Consider the following 21,710-nt stretch of genomic DNA (forward strand, 5'->3'; position numbering starts at 1 on the left):
CGATTCCGCGGCGCGGTTGTTCTAGGGTCGGGCGCATGGAGACCGTGCACCGTCCCGCGGCCCGGATCGTCTGCCTCGACGTCGACCAGCGGCTCCTGTTGCTGCACTGGCGCGACCCGTCCGACGGCTCATGGCTGTGGGAGCCGCCCGGCGGCGGCATCGACCCGGGCGAGACGCCGCTGCAGGCCGCCCGCCGCGAGCTGGTCGAGGAGACCGGGCTCGACCCGGCGGCCGTGCTGGAGCGCTGCGAAGACGTGGAGCGCGACCAGCGGTGGAACGGCAAGCGGCTCGTCGGCGTCGAGCAGTTCTTCCTCGCCCGCTTCGGCGCCGAGCGCCCCGCGCTGGTCCGCACCGGCCTGCTCCCCGACGAGCAGCAGAGCCTCCACGACCACGCCTGGGTCGACCCGGCCGGCCTCGCCGGCCTGCCGGACCGCCTGGAGCCGCCGCGGCTCGCCGAGGTCGTCGCCGCCCTCGTCGCCCCCGACCCGCGAGGCCCCTGGCACCGCTAGCGCGCCGAAATCGCCGAAATGTCCCGGCCCGCAAGAGGGCGAGCAGTCGGCGGTGGGTCCCGGCGGCGCTTTCTTTCCGCGATCATGCCGAGGAGCGTCCCGAATGGCGGGATCTCCATGATCGTGGAGCGACGATGTACCAGGAGCGGCACTATCACTCCACGATCATGAGGATCCCAGCCAGTGGACGCTCCCGGCGCATGATCACGGAAGCAAAACGTCGCACCGGCCGCACGCCGCATCGCCCGCACGCCGCACCGGCCGCAGGGGCCACCAGCGCCGCGCGCGCGGCGGGCGGAGCCGACGGGGGGCGGGGGCGGGGGGCGAAGCCGCCGGGGGGCGAAGCCGCCGGGAGGGGCGGAGCCGCCGGGGGGCGGGGAGCGGAGCCGCCGGGGGGGGGGGGGCGGAGAGCGGAGCCGCCGGGGGGCGGAGAGCGGAGCCGCCGGGGGGGGGCGGAGAGCGGAGCCGCCGGCCGCGCGCGGCAGGCGGAGCCGCCGGGGGTCGCGCCGCTCTGGATCGGCGGGGTTGAGCCGGCCCCTGGAACCGGCGGGCGTAGAGGAGGGCACAGGCCTTAGCGCGGGGACCGGATCAGCAGGCTCGCGAGAACCTCGTCGGGGCCGATGGTGCAGTACACGTGCGGAACGTCGGCCCGCCAGCTGATGTGCTCGCCCGGCCGCGCGACCAGCGGCGCGTCGCCGGGACCGGCTCGCAGGACACCCTGGTAGACGGTGACGTGCTCGGTCACCCCGGTGGCGTGTGCGGGCGAGTGCTGGACGACGCCGGGGCGTACCCGCATCCGGAGCAGCTCGAACGTCGCGCCCGGCTCCTCGAAGACCTCCAGCAGGGTCGCGGTCACCGCCGCGCCGCGCACGTCGGCGGCGGCCTCGGGCGGATCGCCGGGAGCAAGGACCAGAGCCGTCAGCGGTACCTCCAGTGCGCCCGCCACCGCGTAGAGCGTCTCCAGGGTCGGGTTGCGGGTGCCGTGCTCCAGCCCGGACAGGGTCGCCTTGCCGATGCCGGCGGCGCGGGCCAGAGCCGACAGCGACCAGCCGCGCGCCTCCCGCAGCCCGCGCAGCCGCGCGCCCACGGCCGCGTCGAACCGGCCCGCTCCGCCGTCGTCCATCCGGCCCCTCGCCCCGCCGTCGTCCACCCGGCTCCTCGCCCCGCCGTCGTCCACCCGGCCCCTCGCCCCACAATCGTCCACCCGGCCCCTCGCCCCGCCGTCGCTCACCCGGCCCCTCGCCCCACAATCGTCCACCCGGCCTTGTCCCGCTGTCGTCCACCCAGCCGCCCGCCCGGCCAGCGTGCGCCCGGCCGCGTGCCCCGCCAGCGGACACCCGGCCGCCAGCCCCACCAGCAAACACCCGGCCGCCGGCGCCACCGGCGGACGCTGGCCGCTCGCCCCGCCGGCCGATGCCCGGGCGCCGGTCCGGCCAGGGTCCGTCCGGCCGCTTGTCCGGCCAGGGTCCACCCGGCCGCTTGTCCGGCCAGGGTCCACCCGGCTATTGTGGCGTTCCGTTTACGGAACGATCAGGAGGCGTCATGCGCCGCGGGCTGCTCCCCCCGATCCTGGCCGGCCTGGTCAGCGCCGTCGTCGGCTACGCGAGCTCCTTCACCGTGGTCCTGGCCGGCCTGCGCGCGGTGGGCGCCACCCCGGCCCAGGCGGCCTCCGGGCTACTCGCGCTGTGCCTCGGGATCGCGGTGACGGCGATCGGGCTCGGGCTGCGGTACCGGATCCCGATCTCGATCGCCTGGTCGACCCCGGGCGCGGCCCTGCTCGTCGCGACCGGCCCGGTGCCGGGGGGCTTCCCGGCGGCGGTCGGCGCGTTCCTGGTCAGCGCCGCGCTCATGGTGCTGGCCGGGCTGTCGCCCTGGCTCGCGCGGGCGATCGCCGCCATCCCGCGCCCGATCGCCGGGGCCATGCTGGGCGGCGTCATCCTGAGCCTGTGCACCGCCCCGGTGCGGGCCGCGGTCGCGCTGCCGCTGCTGGCCGCGCCGGTCATCCTGACCTGGGCCATCCTGTTCCGGTACGCCAGGAGCTGGGCCGTGCCGGGCGCGCTGCTCGCCGCCGTCGCCGCGATCGCCGTCCACGGCCCGGGCGGCTCGCTCACCGGCGCCGCCCTGCGCCCGGCCGGGGTGCTGGTCGCCCCGGCGCTGAACGCTTCGGTGGTGGTGAGCATCGCGGTACCGCTGTTCCTGGTCACCATGGCCGCCCAGAACGTGCCCGGCATGGCGGTCATGGCCACCTACGGCTACACGCCCCCGCTGCGCCCCCTGCTCGTGGCCACGGGCCTGGCCAGCGCCGCCGCGGCCCCGTTCGGCGGCCACGCCGTCAACCTGGCCGCGATCACCGCCGCCCTGACCGCCGGCCCCGACGCCCACCCGGACCCGCGCCGCCGCTGGATCGCCACGGTCGCCCTGGGCGCCGGCCAGGCGACCCTGGGCCTGGGCGCGTCGCTGGCCATGGCCCTGGTCCTGCTGTCCCCGCCGCTGCTGGTCACCGCCGTGGCCGGGCTGGCCCTGCTGCCCGCCCTCGGCTCGGCCCTGGCCACGGCGGTGACCGAGCCGGAGGGCCGCGAGGCCGCCGTCGTCACGTTCGTGGTCACCGCCTCGGGCGCCACGATCCTGGGCATCGGCTCGGCCTTCTGGGGCCTGCTGGCCGGCGGCCTGACCGCACTGCTGCTGCACCGCCGCCGCAAGCCCGCCTCCACCGCCCCGCCCGCCAAGGCAGAACTCACCCCGGAGCCGGCCGCCCGGTAACCCACACCGCTGCCGCTACGCGGCGTAGCACCACAGCGCGATGACGACGTCGCCGTAGTCGGTGCCCTCGGCGAGCGTGACCCGCCAGCGGGTGCCGGGCCCGGTGACCGTCACCGGGATCGGCGTGGCGACGGTCGCGTCGTACCTGGTCAGGCCGTCGATGTCGGTCTCCGGGTCCGCGTCGAGGGCGAGCGGCGTGAGCACCGCGACGCCGGCCGCGTCCGGCTGCGGGGCCTCCACGGTGAGCGCCGCCGGGCCGGACCGGGCCTGGACGAAGCAGGCCACCTTCCACACCCGCAGGTCGGCCGCCCGCAGCGCGAACGGGAACTCGGACCGGTCGATGCCGATCTCCTGCGGCGTGCCGGGCGACGTGGTGAGCCGGTGCCAGACCGACGGAACCTGCCGCCGCAGGCTGATCGTGCGGACGAGGCCGCCGGTCAGCGCCGCGGAGCCGAGCAGCGAGCGGAGGGCCTCGGTGGCGGCCGTGCCGAGCGACTCGCCGCCGTCGCGGGCGGTGTACCGCACGTGCAGGATGAGGTCGGAGATGGTCTGGTAGTCGAAGGCCCGGAAGTCGCGGGGCAGCTCGAAGCGCCACCTGGAGATCGCGCCGCAGCGCTCGAACGGCAGGTACAGCTCGTCGCGGAAGTTCAGTTCGAACAGGCCCGGATCGCTCTGGGCGGTACTGGTCGCGATGGACTGCACCGGGCCGGACTCGACGAGGAACCGCGGGTCGTCCGTCCCCTCGGCGTAGGGACGGGCGCCGGCGCCGACGCGGGTCCGGCTGCCGAGCAGCGTCAGCGTGCCGGCCACGCTGCGGTACGGCCCGACGACGCACGGGACGGTGACGCTCACCGACTTGATCCGGCGGAAGTAGTGGCCCGGGAAGTCGATGTCGTAGGCGCTCTCCGGCACGTCGAACGTGCATGTCCCGGTCTGGCGCAGGCGCAGCAGCTCCAGCGGGTTCAGCTCGCTGAGCGGCAGGTGCTTGGTGATCTCCAGCTCCCGCTCGTCGCCGTTGTGGTACGCCGCCTCCAGCCGCTTCAGGTCCAGCGCGAGCTGCTCCGCGGCGAGCAGCCCCCGGCGCGAGTTCTCCCACGCGGCCGGCCGGACGATGCCGGGCGCGGCGCCGCCCAGCTCCCTCGCCAGGGCGCGCTCGGCCACCTTGGTCATCTCGTAGGCGAGCTGGAACGCGGCCGAGTGGGCCTGCCCGAGCCGTTCGCACATCCACTGGTACAGCTGCTGGTTGGTGAACTTGCCCGCCAGGAACTGCTCCGTCCGCCGGGAGCTCTCCACCTGCAGCGTGTGGGCCGCGACCGCCCGCCGGGCGAGGTCCACGCGGATCTCGGCGGCGAGGATCTGCTTGTCGATCTGCTCGATCTCCCGCGCGGCCAGGTTGGACTGGAAGATCCAGTCGTCGTAGCGGCGCTGGTGCCCGCCGACGACCGAGCCCCGGTTGGCCTGGAAGCCGGCGTTGCTGGCCAGCAGGGAGAAGAACTGGCCGACCGCGCCGAGCCCCGAGCCGACGTTGGTACCGCCGAACGTCACGGTCTCGTTGAGCCACATGGTGCTGAAGTTCGGCACCATGTGGGCGATGCCGGAGGCGACCTGGAAGCCGCCGCCGATGAGGGTGAGCGTGTTGCCCAGCGCCATCCAGTCCAGCTGGTCGGCCTCCTCCAGGGAGAGCCCGTAGCCGCGCAGCTGGGGGTCCAGGTTGGCGGCGCTGCCGGCGAGGAGCAGCCGGGGCGGCTCGGTGGCGAGCATCTCGTGCTCGGCCGGCTGGGTGAACTGCTCCCGGCCCAGCAGCCGCTGGTAATGCCGGTACCGGGTGAGGGCCGTCTGCCGGGTCTGCCGCGTGGCGTCGAGCACGGCCGCCGCCTCGTCCAGCTCGCGCTGCCGGGTGGCCGCCATCAGGTCGAGCAGCGCCACCTCGTCGGCCGCGCGCAGGCGGGCCAGTTCCTCGCCGTCGCGCTGCTCCAGTGCGCTCAGCAACTGGGCGCCGAGCGCGCGCACCTCGGCGGTGAACTCGGCCGCCCGTTGCAGCGCGACGACGAACCGGCGCCGCGGCGCGGGCGCGGCGGCCTCGTTGACCACGGCGTCGACGTCGAGGCCGGCGGCGACCGCGCGGACGAACAGCGCCGGATCGATGGCCGGTTCGTACAGGGCGGGCTGGCGCGCGATGCCGTCGATGTTCTGGCTCGCGCGGATCTTCGTGAGCCGGTCCTCCACCGTGGACCGGAGCGTCTCGATGCGGTCGTTCGGCGGGATGCAGAAGGCGAGCGAGCCGGTGGAGCGCAGCTTCTGGATCGTCTCGGCCAGGTCGCTGCCGCCGGGGCTCACGACGCCGTGCTCCTCCAGCCACCGCAGGAACTCCAGCCACGCCTTGACCAGCGGCGTGTCCGCCAGCGACACCCAGGCGTCGGAGAAGTCGTCCCAGCGGTCGGCCAGGGCGGCGTAGGTCAGCGGGTCGATCGGTGGCGGCTGTTCGGGCATGACCGGCGGGCGCGGCCCGAGCAGCTGGGCGGCGAGCAGGTACAGCTGGGTCGCCTCGTTCATCGACTCGAGGGTGTCGCGGCGGAACAGCAGGTCGCCCCAGGCGAGGTAGATCTCGACCGCCTTGAAGAGCACCATCCACTGGAAGGCGCGGGTACGCATGCGCGCGATGCCGTGCGGCCGGAAGGGGTGCTCGCGCCAGAAGTCGATCTGGGCGCGGAGCGTGTCGGCCCGCGCCGTGTCGAGCGTGCCCTTCGCGTACTCGGTGAGCAGGTCGTCGATGGCGGGGGCGGACTCCTCCCGGAAGGGCCGGAACCGCCAGGCGTGGGACGGCGTCGGGCCGGCCGCCGCCGGATCGAAGACGAGCCGCAGCCAGCGCAGCGCCTCGGCGTAGCGCTGCTGCGCGGCGAAGGTGGTGGCCACGAGGAACGGGATGTGCAGGTACAGCTCCCAGTCGTAGGTGCTCGCGGGGTTGGACGGCGCGAACTGGGCGTCGCCGTCGGCCAGGGCGGTCGACACGCTGCCGCCCGGCGCGATCTGCCCGAGCATCGCCTGCACGTGCGAGACGGTGTCCTGGGGGCCGAGGTCGAGGGTTTCGCCGCCGGCGGTGATCGCGGCCAGCGCGTCGCCCGCGAGGTACTCCGAGGCGGGCAGCAGTGTCCAGAAGCCGTCCGGCCGCTGCAGCAGCAGCACGGCGGCGTCGGCCTCCTCGACATAGAACGGCGGGCCGAGCTGCGGCTGGCCGCTCGCGGCGCTGCCGACCGCGAAGAAGCCCAGCAGGCTCGTCTCCCGGGTCAGCTCCCAGGCGCCCCACGTGATCGCGGTGGTCGCCGTCGGGCCCTCCCGGAAGCCCGACGACTCGTGCGTGGTGTTGTCGAGGTCGACCGGCAGCTCCATGCCGTCGCCGGGCGGGCCGCCGCGGAGCCCGAGGCTGTTCGCCCACTCGAACGACGCGAGGTGCATCATGCGGATCCGCCGGTTCGGGTCGAACCGCGGGTCATTCCCGGCGATCGGGTACCGCTTGCCGAGGCGTAGCGTGTTGTTCTGCAGCGGATTCAGCCTGATCGGCCCGTAGGAGTCCGGCACGCCCGCCACGGTGATGCGGATGCTCACCTCGGCCGAGGCCTCGACGATCTTCTGGATCGTCTGGGGGATCCGCAGCGTGACGCTCGCCGTGCCGTTCTGCACCAGCAGTACCATCGGCGCATTCAACAGGGGCCACTCGGGAGAGCGCATGCCGTAGGTGTAGCCCGCGGCCTCGTAGTCGATCTTCCAGCTGCCCCAGATCTCGACCCGGGCCTCGTCCATGGCGAAGTAGCCCGGGCCGGTCTGCGTCTGCAGCTCGCCGACGACCTGCACCTCGATCCGGTGGGTCGTGAACGTCGTCCCGGGGGTGACGGTGGAGAAGCTCATCTGGGTGCCCACCGGGATCGGGTCCACCGCGTGCGCGGTGACGCCCGGCTCCTGGGCGCCGTACACCCGCAACTGCGGCACCCCGCCGTGGTCCTGTACCCGCAGCGCGAAGCTGACCTGCTCGTTCTTGTTCACCAGCACGGGGTGGTGCATCCGCTCCCGCCACTTGCGCGGCGCGGACCAGCCGTCGTCGGTGCGGAAGCACCACAGCAGTTCGACGTCCCAGTAGGCCGAGTCCGCGGTCGCGCCCTGCTGGTCGACCGACCGGCCCACCTGCAGCCACGCGATGTGCGGGCGGCCGGCCCGCACGAAGCAGACCACGTGCTCGGTGTTCGTCACCGACTCCACCGGTTCCCACGGCGTCCAGTAGCGCGACGCGTCCGCGACCGTCCACTGCCGATAGAAGAACCGCAGCGGGTGGTCGGACGAGCGGCCGACGACGTGGATGAGGGCGGCCGTGCCGGAGGTCGCCTGCCGGTACATGGCCCGGATCGTGAGCCGGCCGAGATCCTCCAGGCCGGCGAGGTAGTCGGCGACCAGGGAGATGGCCCGCTCGGTGGTGAGGTCGCCCTGCAGCAGTTCGCCCTCCAGCTTGCCGAACAGGTGTGACTTGTCGTCCCGCAGCGACGGCTCGAGCCAGTTCTCCGGGTACAGGAAGACGCGCCGGTTCGCCTCCCACGCCTGCCCGCCGGTGACCCAGGCCGCCTGGCGGGCCAGCGCGGCGAGGGCGCCGGCCGGGCCGCCCTCCAGGTTGAGCAGCAGGCGCTGGATGTACAGCTGGGTCGAGCTGATCGCCTGCTTGATCCGGCTGGTCCGCAGCCGGGGGCCCATCTCCACGTCCAGCAGGTATCGGGCGTGCAGCTCGGCCGCGTCGCGGACGCCGTCGCGGTGCACCAGGTACGCCACGAGGGCCGCCCGCTGCCGCTCCCGCAGGCGCGCCGCGGCCTCCGCCGCGACGGCGGTGGCGGCCCGGCCGGGCACCAGTCCGCGCGCGGCGGCGGCCGCCGGCTGGTCGAGCCCCGGCGCGCAGAGGAGCGCGATCGCCGGGCCCGGCGCCCGCAACCGGCGCAGGATCAGCGCGGCGTCGGCGATCCGGCGCAGCACCGCCGGGTCGCGCAGCCGGTCCGCCCCCGTCACCGCGCCGCCGGTCGCGAGCAGCGCCGCGAGGTCGTCCGCGGGCACGTCGAACGCGTTGGCCAGCACGGCGACGCCGTCCTCGGCGGACGCCGCGGTGCGCACCCGCTCCAGTGTCGCCCCGCCGCCGGGGATCAGCTCGCGCAGCGCGAACAACGTCGCCGCCGCGCGCCACTCGGCGAACTGCGACGCCGGCCCGGTCGTGGCGAGGCCGAGCAGGTCGAGCCCCTGGAAGCCATCCGTGCCGGACAGCCACCCGGCCTCCGCCGGCAGCATGCCGAGCCGGCGGACGAGCAGGCCGGCCCGGTCGATCGGGTCGAGCGCGAGCAGCGGTCCGGACAGGGCGTCCTCGGCCCGCACGTCGCGGATCGCGACGCCGAGCAGCTCGTCCGAGGCGAGCGCGCCGACGATGTCGACGGGCGGGGCGGCGGCCTCGGCGGCCCCGTCCAGCGCGTCCAGCAGCCGTTCGTCCACGCCCGTGCGGACGCTCAGCATGCGCACCGCCCGCTGCCGGCGCAGCGGCACGACGAGGGCGTCCTGGACGGCGGCGTACCGCTGCTGCGGCGCGGCGCGCTCGATGAAGAGCCGCTGCACCGCGTCCGCGTCGAGCAGCCGGCGGCTCGCCCGCGGCTCGGTGTACGCGTCGGACGCCGCGACCAGCGCCTGGACCGCGGCCGAGTACCCGGGACTGTCCACAATGGCCGTCAGCGCGGCGACGTCGGCCGCCGCCGGATAGCCGAGCAGTACCAGCTCGCGCAGCACCGGGTCGTAGCTCAGCGGGGCCTGCGCCAGGCCCAGCGCGGCCGGCACCCCGACCAGCGGGTCGATCGCGTCCCGTACCTCGGTCTCGTTGGTGGCGCCCACCACCCACGAGCGCAGCCGGCGCGCGTCGCTCGCGGTGAGGAACCCGTCGATCTCGACCCGCCCGGCGCCGGTCGCCCGGACGGCGGGGCCGAGCCCTTCGGCCGGGACCGGGCGCGGGGCCTGCCCGTCGCGCGGCGCGGGCACGTCGAACCGGAGCGGCCGGGTGAGCCGGGGCGGCGCCACCGACTGCAGCCACCGGGTGAGCGGCCGGATCCCGTCGCGCAGCGCGTCCCACCGGGTCCGCAACGCGGCGGCGGGGGCGGCGAGACCGGGAAGCTGGGCCAGCGCGTCGAACTGGGCCGCGGCCGGGATCCCGGCCAGCCCGACCACGTACCGGCCGCCGCCCGCCGCCGTGACGGTGAACGGTCCGGCGCCGGCGACGGCGGGCGGAGCCGCGGCGGTGACCGTCGCCTCCAGCGGGGGCCGCGCGGCGAGGCCGAGCCAGTTCCCCTCGCCGTGGATGACCCGCTCGATCAGCCCGGCGGGCCAGCCGGCCGCGCCGAGCAGCGCGCGCAGGGCGGGCTCGGCGACGTCGCCGCCGGCCGGCTGTACCTCGCGCAGGCCGGCCTGCAGGTCCGCCAGCCAGCGGAGCTGGTCGAGCCGGCGCGCGGCGAGCGTGGCGTCGTCGGGGCCGGTGCCGACGAGGCACCACGACAGCTCGTCGATGGGCAGGCCCGACGCGCGTACCGCGTCGAGGGCGTCGACGAACTCGAGGATCCGCCGCCCGGCCAGGTCCACGGCCGGCGGCGCGCCGGGCAGCGGGGTGATGCCGGTGAGCCGCTGCAGCACCCGGCTCGGGCGCGGACCGATGCCGAGGGCCCGCGCGAGCGACGCCTGGCGGTACAGCGCGCCGAGGTTGTCCAGGGACAGCGCGTCGGGCACCACGGCGAGCGGGCCGGAGCCGATCAGCTCGGCCAGCTCCACCGGCGGCAGGCGCAGCGCGGCGCTGAGGTAGGCCAGCCGGTCGGTCAGCGTTTCGTGGGCCGGGTCGGGGACGCCCTGGGCGGTGAGGTACGCGAGCTCCGCGCGGGCCGGGTCGAGCGCGAAGTCCGCGCCGCCGAGGCCGCGCAGCTTCGGGTCGAGGTACACCTCCTCGTACAGCGACGGCAGGGCCGGCGAACCGTCCCGCTCGTGGTCGGTGTACGGGCTCGTCTCGAGGGCGCCGAGCCAGGCGGCGATGACCCGCACCGGCGCCTTGGTGCGCGCGGCCAGCTCGTGCACGTGGCCGAGCGCCTTGGCCGCGGCGTCGCCGGCGAGCGGGGCGGTGCCCGGGCGGGCCAGCGCGCGGAGCACCAGGTCGGTGTCGCGGACCGGCCAGCCGGTGATGCGGCGCAGGCGCAGGAAGCGCTGGAGCCGGTCGAGGCTCTCCTGGCCGAGGCCGGTGACGGTGACCCGGCTCGCCTTGCACTCGTACTCCGGGTCGAGCCGGGCGCCGGGCGCGGCCTCGGCGAGGTAGCGGGTGCCGAGGATTGCGAGCAGGGTGGGTGCCTCGATCCGGGCGCGGTCGAGCAGGACGGAGAGCCGGCTGAGCGCGCCGATCCAGTCCGGGGGCACGGGCGCCGCGGCGTCCTGCGGGTCGGTGAGGCCGTTTCCGGCCACCTTCAGGCCCCACAGCCGCGCGACCTGGTCCGCGGTGCCGGCCGGCGCGGTGACGAGGTCCATCGTGGCCGGTGCGCAGCCGAGCGTCTCGCAGGCGTCGTCGACGGTCGCGTACCGGCCCGCGGGCGCGAGCGCGCGGAGCAGGTCGAGCCGGGTGGTGCCGGCGATGGCGAGGCAGGCGCGCACTTCCTCGCGGAACAGGTCGAACGGTAGGTCGGCCGGGAACACGGCGCCGGCCAGCCGCCGGTACGCCTCCGGGTCGCGGTGCTCCGGGAAGGCGCCGTCGCTCTCCTCGTCGGACGAGCTGTAGGTGAGCCCGAGCAGCATGGCCTGGTCCGGCGAGTAGGCGACCGTCGCGCCGACCGGCGCGGTCAGCGTCCAGCTGCCGAGCGCCCCGGCCGGTGCGGCCGCGTTCGCCGTGACCGTGTAGCTCAGCGGCGGCAGCAGGTTCGCCAGGTACTGGAACACCTGCCCCGCCCCGAGCAGGCCGGCCGTGATCAGCACTAGGATGCCGGGCTGCACCTGCTGGGCGCGGATCTCGGTGCCGTCGGCCCGCAGCAGGCGGATCGCGCCGACCGGCCCGCCGCCGTAGAGCTCGACGACGACCGACCGCACGAGCGACACCTCGTACTGCTCGGCGCCGTCGGTGCGCGGCACCGCGGTGACCGCCGGTACGCCGGCGACCGGCGCCTCGGGCTCCGGGGCGAGGAGCGCGAGCAGGCCCGGCGGCACCTGCCCGGCGGCGAGCGCCTGCCGCGTGGCGTCGATGTCCGCCTCCGGCACGGGCAGCTGCTGCGGGGTCGCCGCGCCGCCGGACCGCACGGCCACCATGAAGCGCCGCCACAGGTGGGCCGGCAGGCGGCGGGAGCCGTTGCGCAGGATGAAGCCACGCAGCGGCGGGGTCGTGGGCGCCACCGTGTCCAGCACCGCGACGGTCACCGGCTCGTCGAGGTCGGCGCCGTGCTGGGTGAGCTCGGCGAGCAGCGACGCCGGCGCCGTACCGGCCAGCAGCCGGTCGGCCTCGCCCGGCCCGAGCGTGATCGGCGCGGACGGGAACGCGGCCGCGCTCTCCAGGATCTCCAGCACGAGGTCCACGTACGGCAGGGTGGTGTTCGTGTTCGCGCAGGTGAGCTCGATCTCGGTCAGGTCGGGCCGGCGCCCCTTGAGCCCGGCGCCGAAGCCGGCGCGCTCGACCGTGTGGATCAGGTCGACCAGGTACGCGGCCGGCGACAGGACACTGCGGCACTGCCCGCAGGCGCAGGCGGACCCGTCGCCGAAGAGCTGCGCGATGCTCGGGTACCCGTTCGCCGCGCCGGCCGGGCCGGGCCCCGAGGTGACGTACGTTCCGGCGGCGGCGCCGAGCCGGGGTGCCATCGTGGTGCCCAGCGCCAGCGCGCCGGCCACCATGACCTGGGCGCGGGCGTGCAGCGCGGAGACCCGCCACTCGGGCAGCCGGTCGCGCAGCCGCGCCACGGCGTCGGCCCGGTCACGGGAGGCGAGCTCGGCGAGGTCGCCGAGGCCGGCGTCGACGAGCGCGGCCAGCTCCACCTGGTTCGCCCCGGCCCGCAGCAGCCGCTGCGCGGTGAGCAGGCCCGCGCGCAGTTGCGTGTCGCCGGCGAGGCCGGCGCCGGACAGGTACGGCTCGACCGCGGTGTCCACGAGGTGGAAGCCCGGGTGCTCGCCGAGGAACCCGGCGACCCGGCCGGCCGGGAACGCGGCATGGCGCAGCAGGCCCGCGTCCAGCCGCGCCTTGAACGTCGCCGACGGGTGCTGCCGCTCGACGCCCCGCGCCAGCTCCGTCGCCGTCGCGAGCGTGGCGCCGGCCGCGGTCGCGGGCGCGCCGTCCGGGAGGGCCGACGCGGCGATCTCCAGCCACTGGTTGGGCCGGAGCGGAGCGAGGTGGGCGAGCGTGCCGTCGTGCCCGTCCGGCGTGCGGTCCCGCAGGGCCCGGACGAGGCCCGGGTCGCCCCGCGTGACGTCGCCGATGGCGAACACCAGGCGGACCTCGCGCACCTGGTCGTCGCCGAGCCCGGCCGTCCCGGGCAGCCGCCGCCAGAAGCCGTCGGTCGCGCCGCCCTCCTCGGCGTGCAGGCGCGCGATCGCCAGGGCGGCGCGGTCGTCCGGGCGCCGGTCGGCCGGGATGGCGCGCAGCAGGTCCCCGAGGGTGGCCGGCCGGCCCCCGTCCGCCGGCCGCAGCCGCTGCCGCGCCTGCAGCTCGAGGACGGCCCCGATCAGGGTGGCGCGGTCCGGCGGCGCCGGGATGAGGCCGTCCCGCGCGGCGCCCGCGATCCGGCCGGCCAGCTCGGCGGCGGGCCGGTCGAGCAGTGCCGCCAGGTCCGCGGCCGGGTCCGGCCCGGCCAGCGCGAAGAACACCGCGGGGGTACTCGCGACGCGCGCGACCGGGTCGTCGCCGGCGATCCGCTGGGCCGCCTCGGCCAGGGCGGCGGCCCGGGCCAGCCGCGAGACGCGGGCGGGCTCGACCCCGCTGGTACCGGAGAGGTAGGCGACCTCCCGGTCGGTGCCGACGCGGGCGAGGCTCGTCCCCTGCAGCGCGGGCTCGACCCGGCCCCGCACGTCGTCGTACTCGGTGCGCGGCTCGGCGGTGGCGACCGTGAGCGGCACGAGCTGGACCGGCCCCGCCCCGTACACCACGGGCGACGCCGCGACCGGACTGTCGCCGCCGGCCGCGAACGCGCGCACGACCAGGTCGGCCGCGGGCTTGCCCGGGCGGCCGAGGTCGTGGACCGAGTAGTGCAGCTCGTACCGGCCGTCGGCGTCGGTCGTGGCCGTACCCTCGACCGCGGAGTCGCCGGCCAGGTTGGCGTCGTAGGCCCGGACGACCAGGCCGGCCACGGGGCCGCCGCCGGGCGCCGTCACCCGCCCGAGCACGGTCCGGCCCGGCTGGTCGCCCAGCGCCGCGTCCGCCCGGTCGCCGGTGCGCGCGTCGAGCGAGCCCGACGGCTCCAGGTGGACGGACTCCTGCCAGCGGCGCAGCGCCGCCGCGGTGCCCTCGCCGAACGCGCCCCGCGCGGCCTCGGCCGCCGGCACCGCGGTGCCGAGCAGGCGCAGTGTCGCATGCAGACGGCGCACGTCGTCGCCGCTGTCGCCGACGCCCAGCCGGGTGAGCGGCTCGCTCATCTGTCCCACCTCACGGGGTCCTCACGGTCGCGGATAGAAGTAGAAGTCCACCCTCTGGTTCGCCTTGCCGACGCCGGCCTCACCGGGCATCGTCGTGATCCGGTCCTCCGGGACTCCGGCCTTGATCAGCGCGTCCTTCACGGCCCGGGCGCGGGCGTCCATGATGGGGCCGACCTCCTTGTACACGGCCGGACTCCGCCCGCGGGGCTTGCCGCCCGCCCATTCCGGCCACGCGTACCTGCCCTCATAGCCGACATGTGCCTCGATCCCGACGTTGAGGCGTGGCTCCCGCTTCAGGATGTCCGCGACATGCTGAATGTCGGTGACGTAGTCCTTGTCGCGGAACTCCGCGACCGACGGGTCGTCGAACACGGGGCGCACCGTCTTGAACTGGATCGACGTGGACTCGTATTTCGGCGGTGGCGGTGGCGCTTCGTGCTGGCGGACAACCTTGCCGAAGATGTCGACCGGCGGGAACACCCACGTGGGCGCCTCCCGCCGGGGCGCCTTCCCGAAGATGGTGACCTCGTCGAACACCATCGGGGGAGACTCACCGGCCGGCTCGGAATGGTCGGCCGGCGGTGGGGGCGGCGAGGTTTCGGGCTCCTTGGCCGGCACCGGTTCCCCGGGGTCCCGGTGCACCAGCGGCTTCCGGCTGGGTTCGCGCTCGGTGGCCGGGGCGGCCTCGGGTTTCGGGCCGTGCACGATCCTCGGCGGGTAGGCGTACACGTCCTCGCCCTCCCGCCAGACCTGCGGCCCCTCCAGGGTGTCGTTGTAGGAGTCCGCCTGAGCGGAGCCGCGGCCGGACTCGTCGAGCAGGTCCTTGAGGTCGTCGAGGGTCGGCGCCTGAGGCTTGCCGGCCGGCGGCGCGGCGCCCGCGTCCGGCCGCAGCTCGTCCGTCACGACCGGGGCCCGGCCGTCCGGATCGGCCAGGATGATGGGATTGCCGCGGCAGTAGTAGTACCCGTTGACGTCGGGCAGCGGGTCGACGGAGATCCACCGGCCCAGCCACGGCGCCGCGTACCTGGCGCCGTGGTAGTACAGGCCGCTCTCCTCGTCCCGCTCCTTGCCGGCGTACCGGTAGCGTTTCGCCGTGCCGCGCACGTCGGTACGCACCGCCTGGTAGGTGGTGCTGCCGTAGGGGGCGTACTCCTCGTAGGAGATGATCCGCGCCAGTTCGTCCAGCTCCAGGCGCACCGAGCCGAGATGGCCGCCGAGCTGGTAGCGCACGGCCAGCGCCGGCGTCCCGTCGTCGACGTCGTTGCGGGTCTCCACCAGCGCGATCCGCTGGTCACCGTCCATCACGTGCAACGTCTCGCGGACCAGCCCGGCGTCGTTGCCCGAGAGCTTCCGGTAGACCTCGAACCCGCCGAGGTAGAGCCGCTCCTCCTTGAGCGCCCCGCCGGCGCCCACGGTGACCTTGCGAACCCGCTGCCCGCCCGCGTCGTAGGCGTAGTAGGTCCGCTCGCCCCGCCGCTCGGTCCCGTCGGCGTCGTCCGGGCCGACCGCCTGCCGCCGGGTCATGCGGAGCCGGTCCTGGAAGTCCCACACCAGTTCCCGCAGGTGCGCCAGGCGCAGCAGGTTGCCGTGCGGGTCGTAGCCGTCGCCGTCGACGCTGAGGGTCTCGGTCGCGCCCGCCACGGTCGTGGCGGACAACCGGTTGCTGCGCCGCGCGACGCCACCGGCGTCCCGGTCGTCGAGCTGCGTGGCCTCGTCATAGGTGTACGTCCGCGTCCAGGCGAGCGCGCCCGGACACGCCGCGCCGTGGCGCATCGCAAGGAGGTTGCCGGCGCGGTCGTACTCGTAGGTCTCGCAGTAGCGGCCCATCGCGGCGCCGTCGCCCGGGTGCGGCAGCCCGCTGCGCCGGGCATCGCGGAAGGAGTGCGGGATGCCGGCGCCGCCCGCCTGGCCGACGTGCTCGCGGCCGAGCGCCTGGATCAGCCGGTACACCGCGTCGTAGGTGTAGTCGGTGGACGCCTCGACGACCTGGTTGCGGAAGAACACGGCCTGCTGGGCGTCGTCGCGGATCCGGGTGACGTTCCCGGCCGCGTCGTGGGTGAGGTACAGGTCCTGCAGACCGCCGGTGGAGAGCCGCACGAGGCGGAAGGTGTCCGGGTCGTAGGCGTAGGTCGTCGTGACGCCGTTGCGGTAGGCGATCTTCGTCCGCCGTCCGTGCGCGTCGTAGTCGATGCGGTCGACGCCCACGGCCGAGGGTGGCTCGGCCGCCGGGTCCAGCAGGCCGTCCGGGTCGCCGGCCCGGCCGGTCCACACGTCCAGCCGCCGCACCTGGTTCGCCGCGTTGTACACCGGCTGCACGACGTTGCGCCCGGCCGCCGCCCGATCCGGATGCGGCGCCAGCAGCTGCACCGGGCGGTCGAGGGCGTCGTAGCGGGTCTCGGCGACGAAGCGCTCACCCGGCGGTTGTGCCGACCCCCAGTCGACCGCGGTGGTGAAGGCCGCCGTGACCTCGCGCGCCTGCCGCGTCACGTTGCCTTTGAAGTCGTACCCGTGGGTGAGCACGCCGGCCCCGTCGAACTGCCGGAACACGCGGCCGCGCAGGTTGCGCGCCGCGGCGCCGGTCTGCCCCTCGCCATACTCCGTCCGGGCGTACAGCACCGGCCCGGCCAGGGTGCCGGGATCCGAGAGCGTGGGGCTGAAGCCCTGCACGAAGTACCGCACGGGCCGGCGCAAGGCGTCGTACTCGGTCCGGAAGCCGTGTCCGCGGCCGTCCCACGCCCGCAGCGGCCGCCCGGTCACGTCGGGCAGGATCCACCGTTCGCCACCCTCCATGCCGGACTGCCGGGTGCGGTTGCCGAGCATGTCGTAGTCGTAGGTGACGACCGTGCGGCCCTCGGCGTCGACCAGCGCCCGCTGGTTGCCCTCGATGTCGAACACGGCGCGCGTGTCGAGCCGGATCGGGCTGCCGTCGGCGGCGAACCCGTTGTGGGCGCGGGTCAGCACCGGCCGGCCGAGCGGGTCGAGGTGGACGGCGGCCGGCGTGTCCGCGTGCGCGGCCGCTTTGGCCGCCGCGTCGGCCGGGCCGGCGTCCGCCCCGGCGCGCTGCCGGCGCGCCAGCCAGGTCTGCCAGTCCGGGTCCTCGCGCTCGAAGTGGCGGCGGACCAGCGCGGCGATGTCCGGGTCGGTCCGGGGGTCGCCGGTCTGCTCGCCGTGCGCCGCGGCCGTGTCGTTCGCGTCGTAGCTCAGCTGCCGCCACGGGTCGAACACGACCTTGCCGTAGGTGTGGTCCGGGTGGAGCGTGGCGACGACGCGGCCGGCCGGGTCGTAGAACAGCGTCGTCGCCACCCCGATCCGCGCCTCGAAGTCGCACCGGTGGGTGTCCGAGAAGAACGGCTCGTACTGCCGTACCGGCTTGCCCTTGTTGTTGAAGACCGTCCAGCCGGTGCCCGTCCACGGTCCCGGGTCCGCCTGCGTCTTGGTCTGGATCTCCCGGCCGAACCCGTCCGAGTAGGAGAACGCGTGCTGCACCTCGGTCCGGGCGCCGGCGGCGAGCGCGGACTCGTGCGTCTGCCGCCGCAGCGCGTACACCGCCGCGGGGGCGGGCCGCGGGTCGCCGCTCGTGCGCTGGTACGCGAACAGGTCCTGGATCAGGCGCGAGGTCGCCCGGCCCAGCAGGGCGTGCGGGTCGGCGAACGGGTCGGCGAACGCCCGGCGCACCTGCGCCGGGGTGAGGTTCGCGGCGAACCCGGCGAGCTCGTCGCCCTCGCCCCGGCCGGCTCCGGCCGGGCCCGTCACGGCGGTCGCGACGACGCCGCCGAGCGCGTCGAAGGCCACCGCCGAGCGGTTGCCGTTGGCGTCGGTGACCAGCTTCGGGGCCAGCACGCGGTAGTCCAGCTCCGCGGTCACCCGGTTGCCCAGCGCGTCCGTGGTGGCCACGGTCCGCAGGTCGTGGGGGTCGTACCCGACGGCGGACTCGGTGGGAGCGGCCTCGGTGTGGAACGGGTCGCGGTGCCGGTGGGGCAGGAAGAAGTGGCGCAGCGCATGACCGAGCTCCTGCGCGGCGGGGCCGTAGAACGCCCGGCCGGCGGGGACCCACCAGGCGCCGTCGCCGTCGAGGTCGACGTACCCGCCCCGGCCGGCCGCGTCGGCGCCGACCGGCAGCACCGCCGCGGCGTCCGCGGGCAGACGCTCCGCCCCGCCGGTCGTCCCCGCGTACGTCCGGCTCAGCAGCCCGGGGGTGAACGCGAGCCGGTACCGCTCGAAGGGCACGGCGCGGCCCTCGATCCGGCCCCAGTCGCACGGGCCGCTCAGGTCGTCCTTGCGGTAGCGGATCCGCTCGTGCCCAATGAGGCGCCGCTCCGGCCGCCCGCCGGCCGGCTCCTCGGCGTACTCCAGCCCGTCCGCGGCCGCGATTGCCGCCCGCACCTGCCGGGCGGTGAACCGCGCCTGGCCGGGCGGCAGGTCCAGGCCGGTGAGGTGGTACGTCCGGGTCCGGAACGGCGCGGGGAGACGGTGGTCGTCCGGCGTCTCGGCGGAGCTCACCAGCGCGTTCGTGTACGCGGTGTCGGCACAGGTGACGTGGTGCCGCCGCTGCTCGTCGCGCACCTCCGGCGGGAGGTCGCCGTCCGCGGCCCGCCGGCCGTAGGCGATCCGCGCCGAGTGGGTGACCTGGCCGAAGGGGTTGACCTCGAGGGTCATCGCGTGGGTCACCCGCGGGTCGGCCGGATCGCGCTCGTACCGGCAGCCGAGCACTTCGGACGGATGGGTCAGGAACACCGCGTGGCGGTTGGCGTCCTGCGGCTGCACCAGCCGGATCGCGGCGCTCTCCATGGCCACGAGGTACGGGTGCTGCTCCCGGGCCGAGCCGTCGAGCCCGTAGACCTCCTGGCGCAGCATCGAGCCGCGCAGCGCGCGGCCGGCCTGCCGCTCCTCGTCGATCGTGAGACCGGCCGGCAGCCACGGGTCGTCGAGCAGGCCCGGCTCCCGGTAGTACTCCCGTTCGTACCGCCGCGCGGCGCCGCCCCGGTCCGGCGGGATGCCGAGATGGAACCACGTCCGGGTCAGGACCGGCGGCACGGGCGCGGACGGCTCCGGGTCCGGCCCGGGTGGCGGCGCCGACGGGTCGTACTCCTCGGTGTCGTACCGGTCGACCCGGCCGAATCCCCGGAACTCCCGCTCGGCGCCGTCGAAGTACCCGTGGTGGTACTCGTACCGGCTGACGAAACGGTTCCGGCTCACCAGGTCGGTCGTCTCCACCCGCTCCACCACGTGGACCGGGAACGGCAGGCGGGAGATCCACGGCTGCCCGAGCTCCCGGTCCGCGAGGTAGTACCGCGTGGAGGACGTGTACCCGATCGTCGTCCGCGCCCCGAGGTTGTTGCGGACCTCGACCAGCAGGTGCGGCTTGCCGGCCGCCATCAGCCTGATGTAGCGCAGCGGAGCGCCGGCGTCGGCGGGCAGCGGCGACGACCACACGAGGCAGGCCGTCCCGTCGCCCAGCAGGTCCACGACGGACACCGCCGAGGTGCCGTCGGTGAGGGCGAAGCCGGTCACGACGACCGCGCCGGTCCACCGGTTGCCCGACTGGTTGAGGTAGGCGCTCGCGCCGTCGCGGCCGAGGTAGACGATGTCGGTGACGCCGCTGCCGTCGATGTCCGCGAGCCGGATGCGGTGCGGGTCGAACTGGTCCCCGTCGTCGAACCGCGGCGCGTTCTCCATCACGATCCGGGCGCCGAACCGGCCGTAGCCGAGGTTCGGCCAGTAGCAGACCGCGCCGTTGGTGATCCGGACGAGGTCCACCAGACCGTCGCCCGACATGTCGGCCACGAAGACCGAGTCCGTCCCGTCGGCGAACACCAGGCGCGGCCCGTCCTCGTCGTCGAGGGGATGCACCGCCCGCCGCGGCGGCCCGAACCCGTCCTCGGCCAGCGACGGATGCCAGGTGAACGCGGCCTGCCCGGTGATCAGCACGTCGGCGCGGCCGTCGCCGTCCAGATCGATGAGGCGCAGGTTCGGGTCGTCCCAGCGGAGGTTGGGCATCGAGGTGAACGCGCGGTGCGGCGCCCAGTCGCCGTCCTCGGTGCGCTTGTAGAAGCCGGCCGCGTCCCCGTCGAGCTCGACCAGGTCCAGGGCGCCGTCGCCGGCCAGGTCCAGCAGCCGCCGCCGGGCCGGGCCGGCGACCGGCCGGCGGGCCACCGGTTCGAGGGCGTCGAACCGGCCACCGCCCAGGTTGCGCTTGTACCACCAGGCGCCGCCCTGGTCGGTCAGCACCCCGGAGAGCCCCTCGGCGTCCAGGTCGAGCCACAGGTACTCCTCGGCGAGCCCGGCCGGGAGGTTCGCGGCGCTCGTGGCGCCGAGCGTGCCGGCCTCGGTGTCGATGACCGGCCGGCTGTAGGCGAACTCGACCGCCGGCATCGACTGCTTGAGGTAGCGCACGTATCGCTCGTCGTGCGGGCCGGCCGTCACGCCGGGGGCAGCCCGTTCGTAGCCGTGCCGGGTCGCGGACACCAGGAACGAGGCGAACCGGGTGCTGCCGGCGTGCGCGAGCTCCGCGCCGGCGGGCGCGGTGGGGTCGAGGTCGGCGTACCCGAGCTCGAGGGCGCGAACCAGGCACGGCTCCGCGCCGAGCTCCGGGATGCGGTGGAACATCAGCACCCGGTGGCACCGCCGGTAGGTGCGGATCTCGAAGCCCGCGCGGTAGGTGGAGAAGGGGTCCGGACGGACCGGCCACGGACCCGCGCCGGCCGGTGCGGCGTGGCTGTACCGGTGCTGCTCGTCCGCCGGGGTGCCCGGGTCCGGGGGCAGGTCGGCGTAATGGCCCTCGCCGTAGTCGAAGACGACCTCGAAGAGCCAGTCGTCGCGGCGGTCGCCGGGCGGCTCGGGGTGCAGCCGCGACACCACGTTGCCGTACCGGATCGACTTGAGGTACCGCTGGGTCGTGCACGGCGCCCCGCGGCGGTGCCGCTCGTAGGACAGCTCCGGCCGCACGCCCGCGCCGTCCTCCGCCTTGTACGTGTACCGGATGCCGTTGCCTTTGTCGTCGTAGCGCTCGCAGATCAGCCAGCTGAAGATGTCGGCCTCCGCCGCGCTGTCGAAGACGCGCGAGTCGCGGTCGCGGCCGTAGACGGACGTGACGTTGTCCGGCGTGATGACGCGCCAGAAGACGTCGGCCGGGTCGGCGCCGGCCCAGCGCTCGATCCTCGCGAAGGATCCCTCGGTCCGCGGACGGTAGCGGACGATGTGGTACCCGTCGCGGTCGTCCTCGTCACGGATCGGCCGTTGTCGCGCGTCCCGCTCGAGCTCGCCGGTCCCGGTCAGCCGGAAGGCGGGCACCAGGTCCTCGGCGCCGAAGAGGATGAACACGTCCGACTCGGCCGCGTCGTCGTAGCGCGGCAGGCCCAGGTCGGTCTTGCGGGTGATGGCGGGCAGGTCGATGCTCCAGCCCAGGCCGAACGGGCCGTTGCCCCGCCCCGAGTCGTACGAGAGCGCCAGCTCGGGCTGCAGGCCCGGCCGGCCGGCGCTGATCGGCAGGGGCAGGCTGAGGGAGCCGGTGCCGGTCAGCGGGTTCGCCTCGAACTTCTCGCCGATGCCGCGGATGGCGCCGCCGCCCTTCGGCAACGCTATGGCCGGCGCGGCGGAGCCCGCCGGGCCTTGGCGGATCGGGTCGGATGATCCGTCCGGCGGACCCGCGGACTGTTCGCCGGGTGCCTGTGGGTGCGCCACGGTGCCCTCCTGCCGCGACTTCCCGTGCGCTGGTGGAGTGGGTTGACCGGCCACCGCGGAACACACTGGGTGCCGGTGGTGCGAGGAGGCGCTGGAGCGTCGCCAAGCTATCAACGACGCCGC

The 21,710-nt window shown here is 75.4% G+C and carries 5 protein-coding genes; 2 read left to right on the forward strand and 3 right to left on the reverse strand.

Features of this window, described 5'->3' with window-relative positions; genetic code table 11:
* Nucleotides 1–35: 35 nt before the first annotated feature.
* A complete protein-coding gene (locus ACQPXD_RS31950; protein WP_432825046.1) occupies nucleotides 36–509 on the forward strand; it encodes an NUDIX hydrolase in 474 nt (157 codons plus the stop codon).
* Nucleotides 510–1,080: 571 nt separating this feature from the next.
* On the opposite strand, the gene ACQPXD_RS31955 is transcribed toward ACQPXD_RS31950, so the two are convergent.
* A complete protein-coding gene (locus ACQPXD_RS31955; protein WP_432825047.1) occupies nucleotides 1,081–1,632 on the reverse strand; it encodes a helix-turn-helix domain-containing protein in 552 nt (183 codons plus the stop codon).
* Between the two features lie 419 nt (nucleotides 1,633–2,051).
* Between ACQPXD_RS31955 and ACQPXD_RS31960 the strand changes: the two genes are divergently transcribed.
* The gene (locus ACQPXD_RS31960; protein ID WP_432825048.1) at nucleotides 2,052–3,269 is read left to right on the forward strand and encodes a benzoate/H(+) symporter BenE family transporter; all 1,218 of its coding nucleotides are present in this window, start codon (nucleotides 2,052–2,054) and stop codon (nucleotides 3,267–3,269) included.
* A 15-nt stretch (nucleotides 3,270–3,284) separates the two neighbouring features.
* Here ACQPXD_RS31960 and ACQPXD_RS31965 read toward each other — a convergent pair whose 3' ends face one another.
* Together ACQPXD_RS31965 and ACQPXD_RS31970 are read right to left on the reverse strand one after the other, a co-directional pair.
* The gene (locus ACQPXD_RS31965) at nucleotides 3,285–13,907 is read right to left on the reverse strand and encodes a neuraminidase-like domain-containing protein (RefSeq protein WP_432825049.1); all 10,623 of its coding nucleotides are present in this window, start codon (nucleotides 13,905–13,907) and stop codon (nucleotides 3,285–3,287) included.
* 21 nt (nucleotides 13,908–13,928) lie between these two features.
* A complete protein-coding gene (locus ACQPXD_RS31970; protein WP_432825050.1) occupies nucleotides 13,929–21,587 on the reverse strand; it encodes a SpvB/TcaC N-terminal domain-containing protein in 7,659 nt (2,552 codons plus the stop codon).
* Nucleotides 21,588–21,710: the final 123 nt, after the last annotated feature.

Source organism: Dactylosporangium sp. CA-092794 (assembly GCF_050948465.1).
Classification (GTDB): domain Bacteria; phylum Actinomycetota; class Actinomycetes; order Mycobacteriales; family Micromonosporaceae; genus Dactylosporangium.

Coding starts and splice junctions, on each gene's coding strand:
- ACQPXD_RS31955 (WP_432825047.1), bottom strand. CDS start 1,632: ATGGACGACGGCGGAGCGGGCCGGTTCGACGCGGCCGTGGGCGCGCGG.
- ACQPXD_RS31950 (WP_432825046.1), top strand. CDS start 36: ATGGAGACCGTGCACCGTCCCGCGGCCCGGATCGTCTGCCTCGACGTC.
- ACQPXD_RS31965 (WP_432825049.1), bottom strand. CDS start 13,907: ATGAGCGAGCCGCTCACCCGGCTGGGCGTCGGCGACAGCGGCGACGAC.
- ACQPXD_RS31960 (WP_432825048.1), top strand. CDS start 2,052: ATGCGCCGCGGGCTGCTCCCCCCGATCCTGGCCGGCCTGGTCAGCGCC.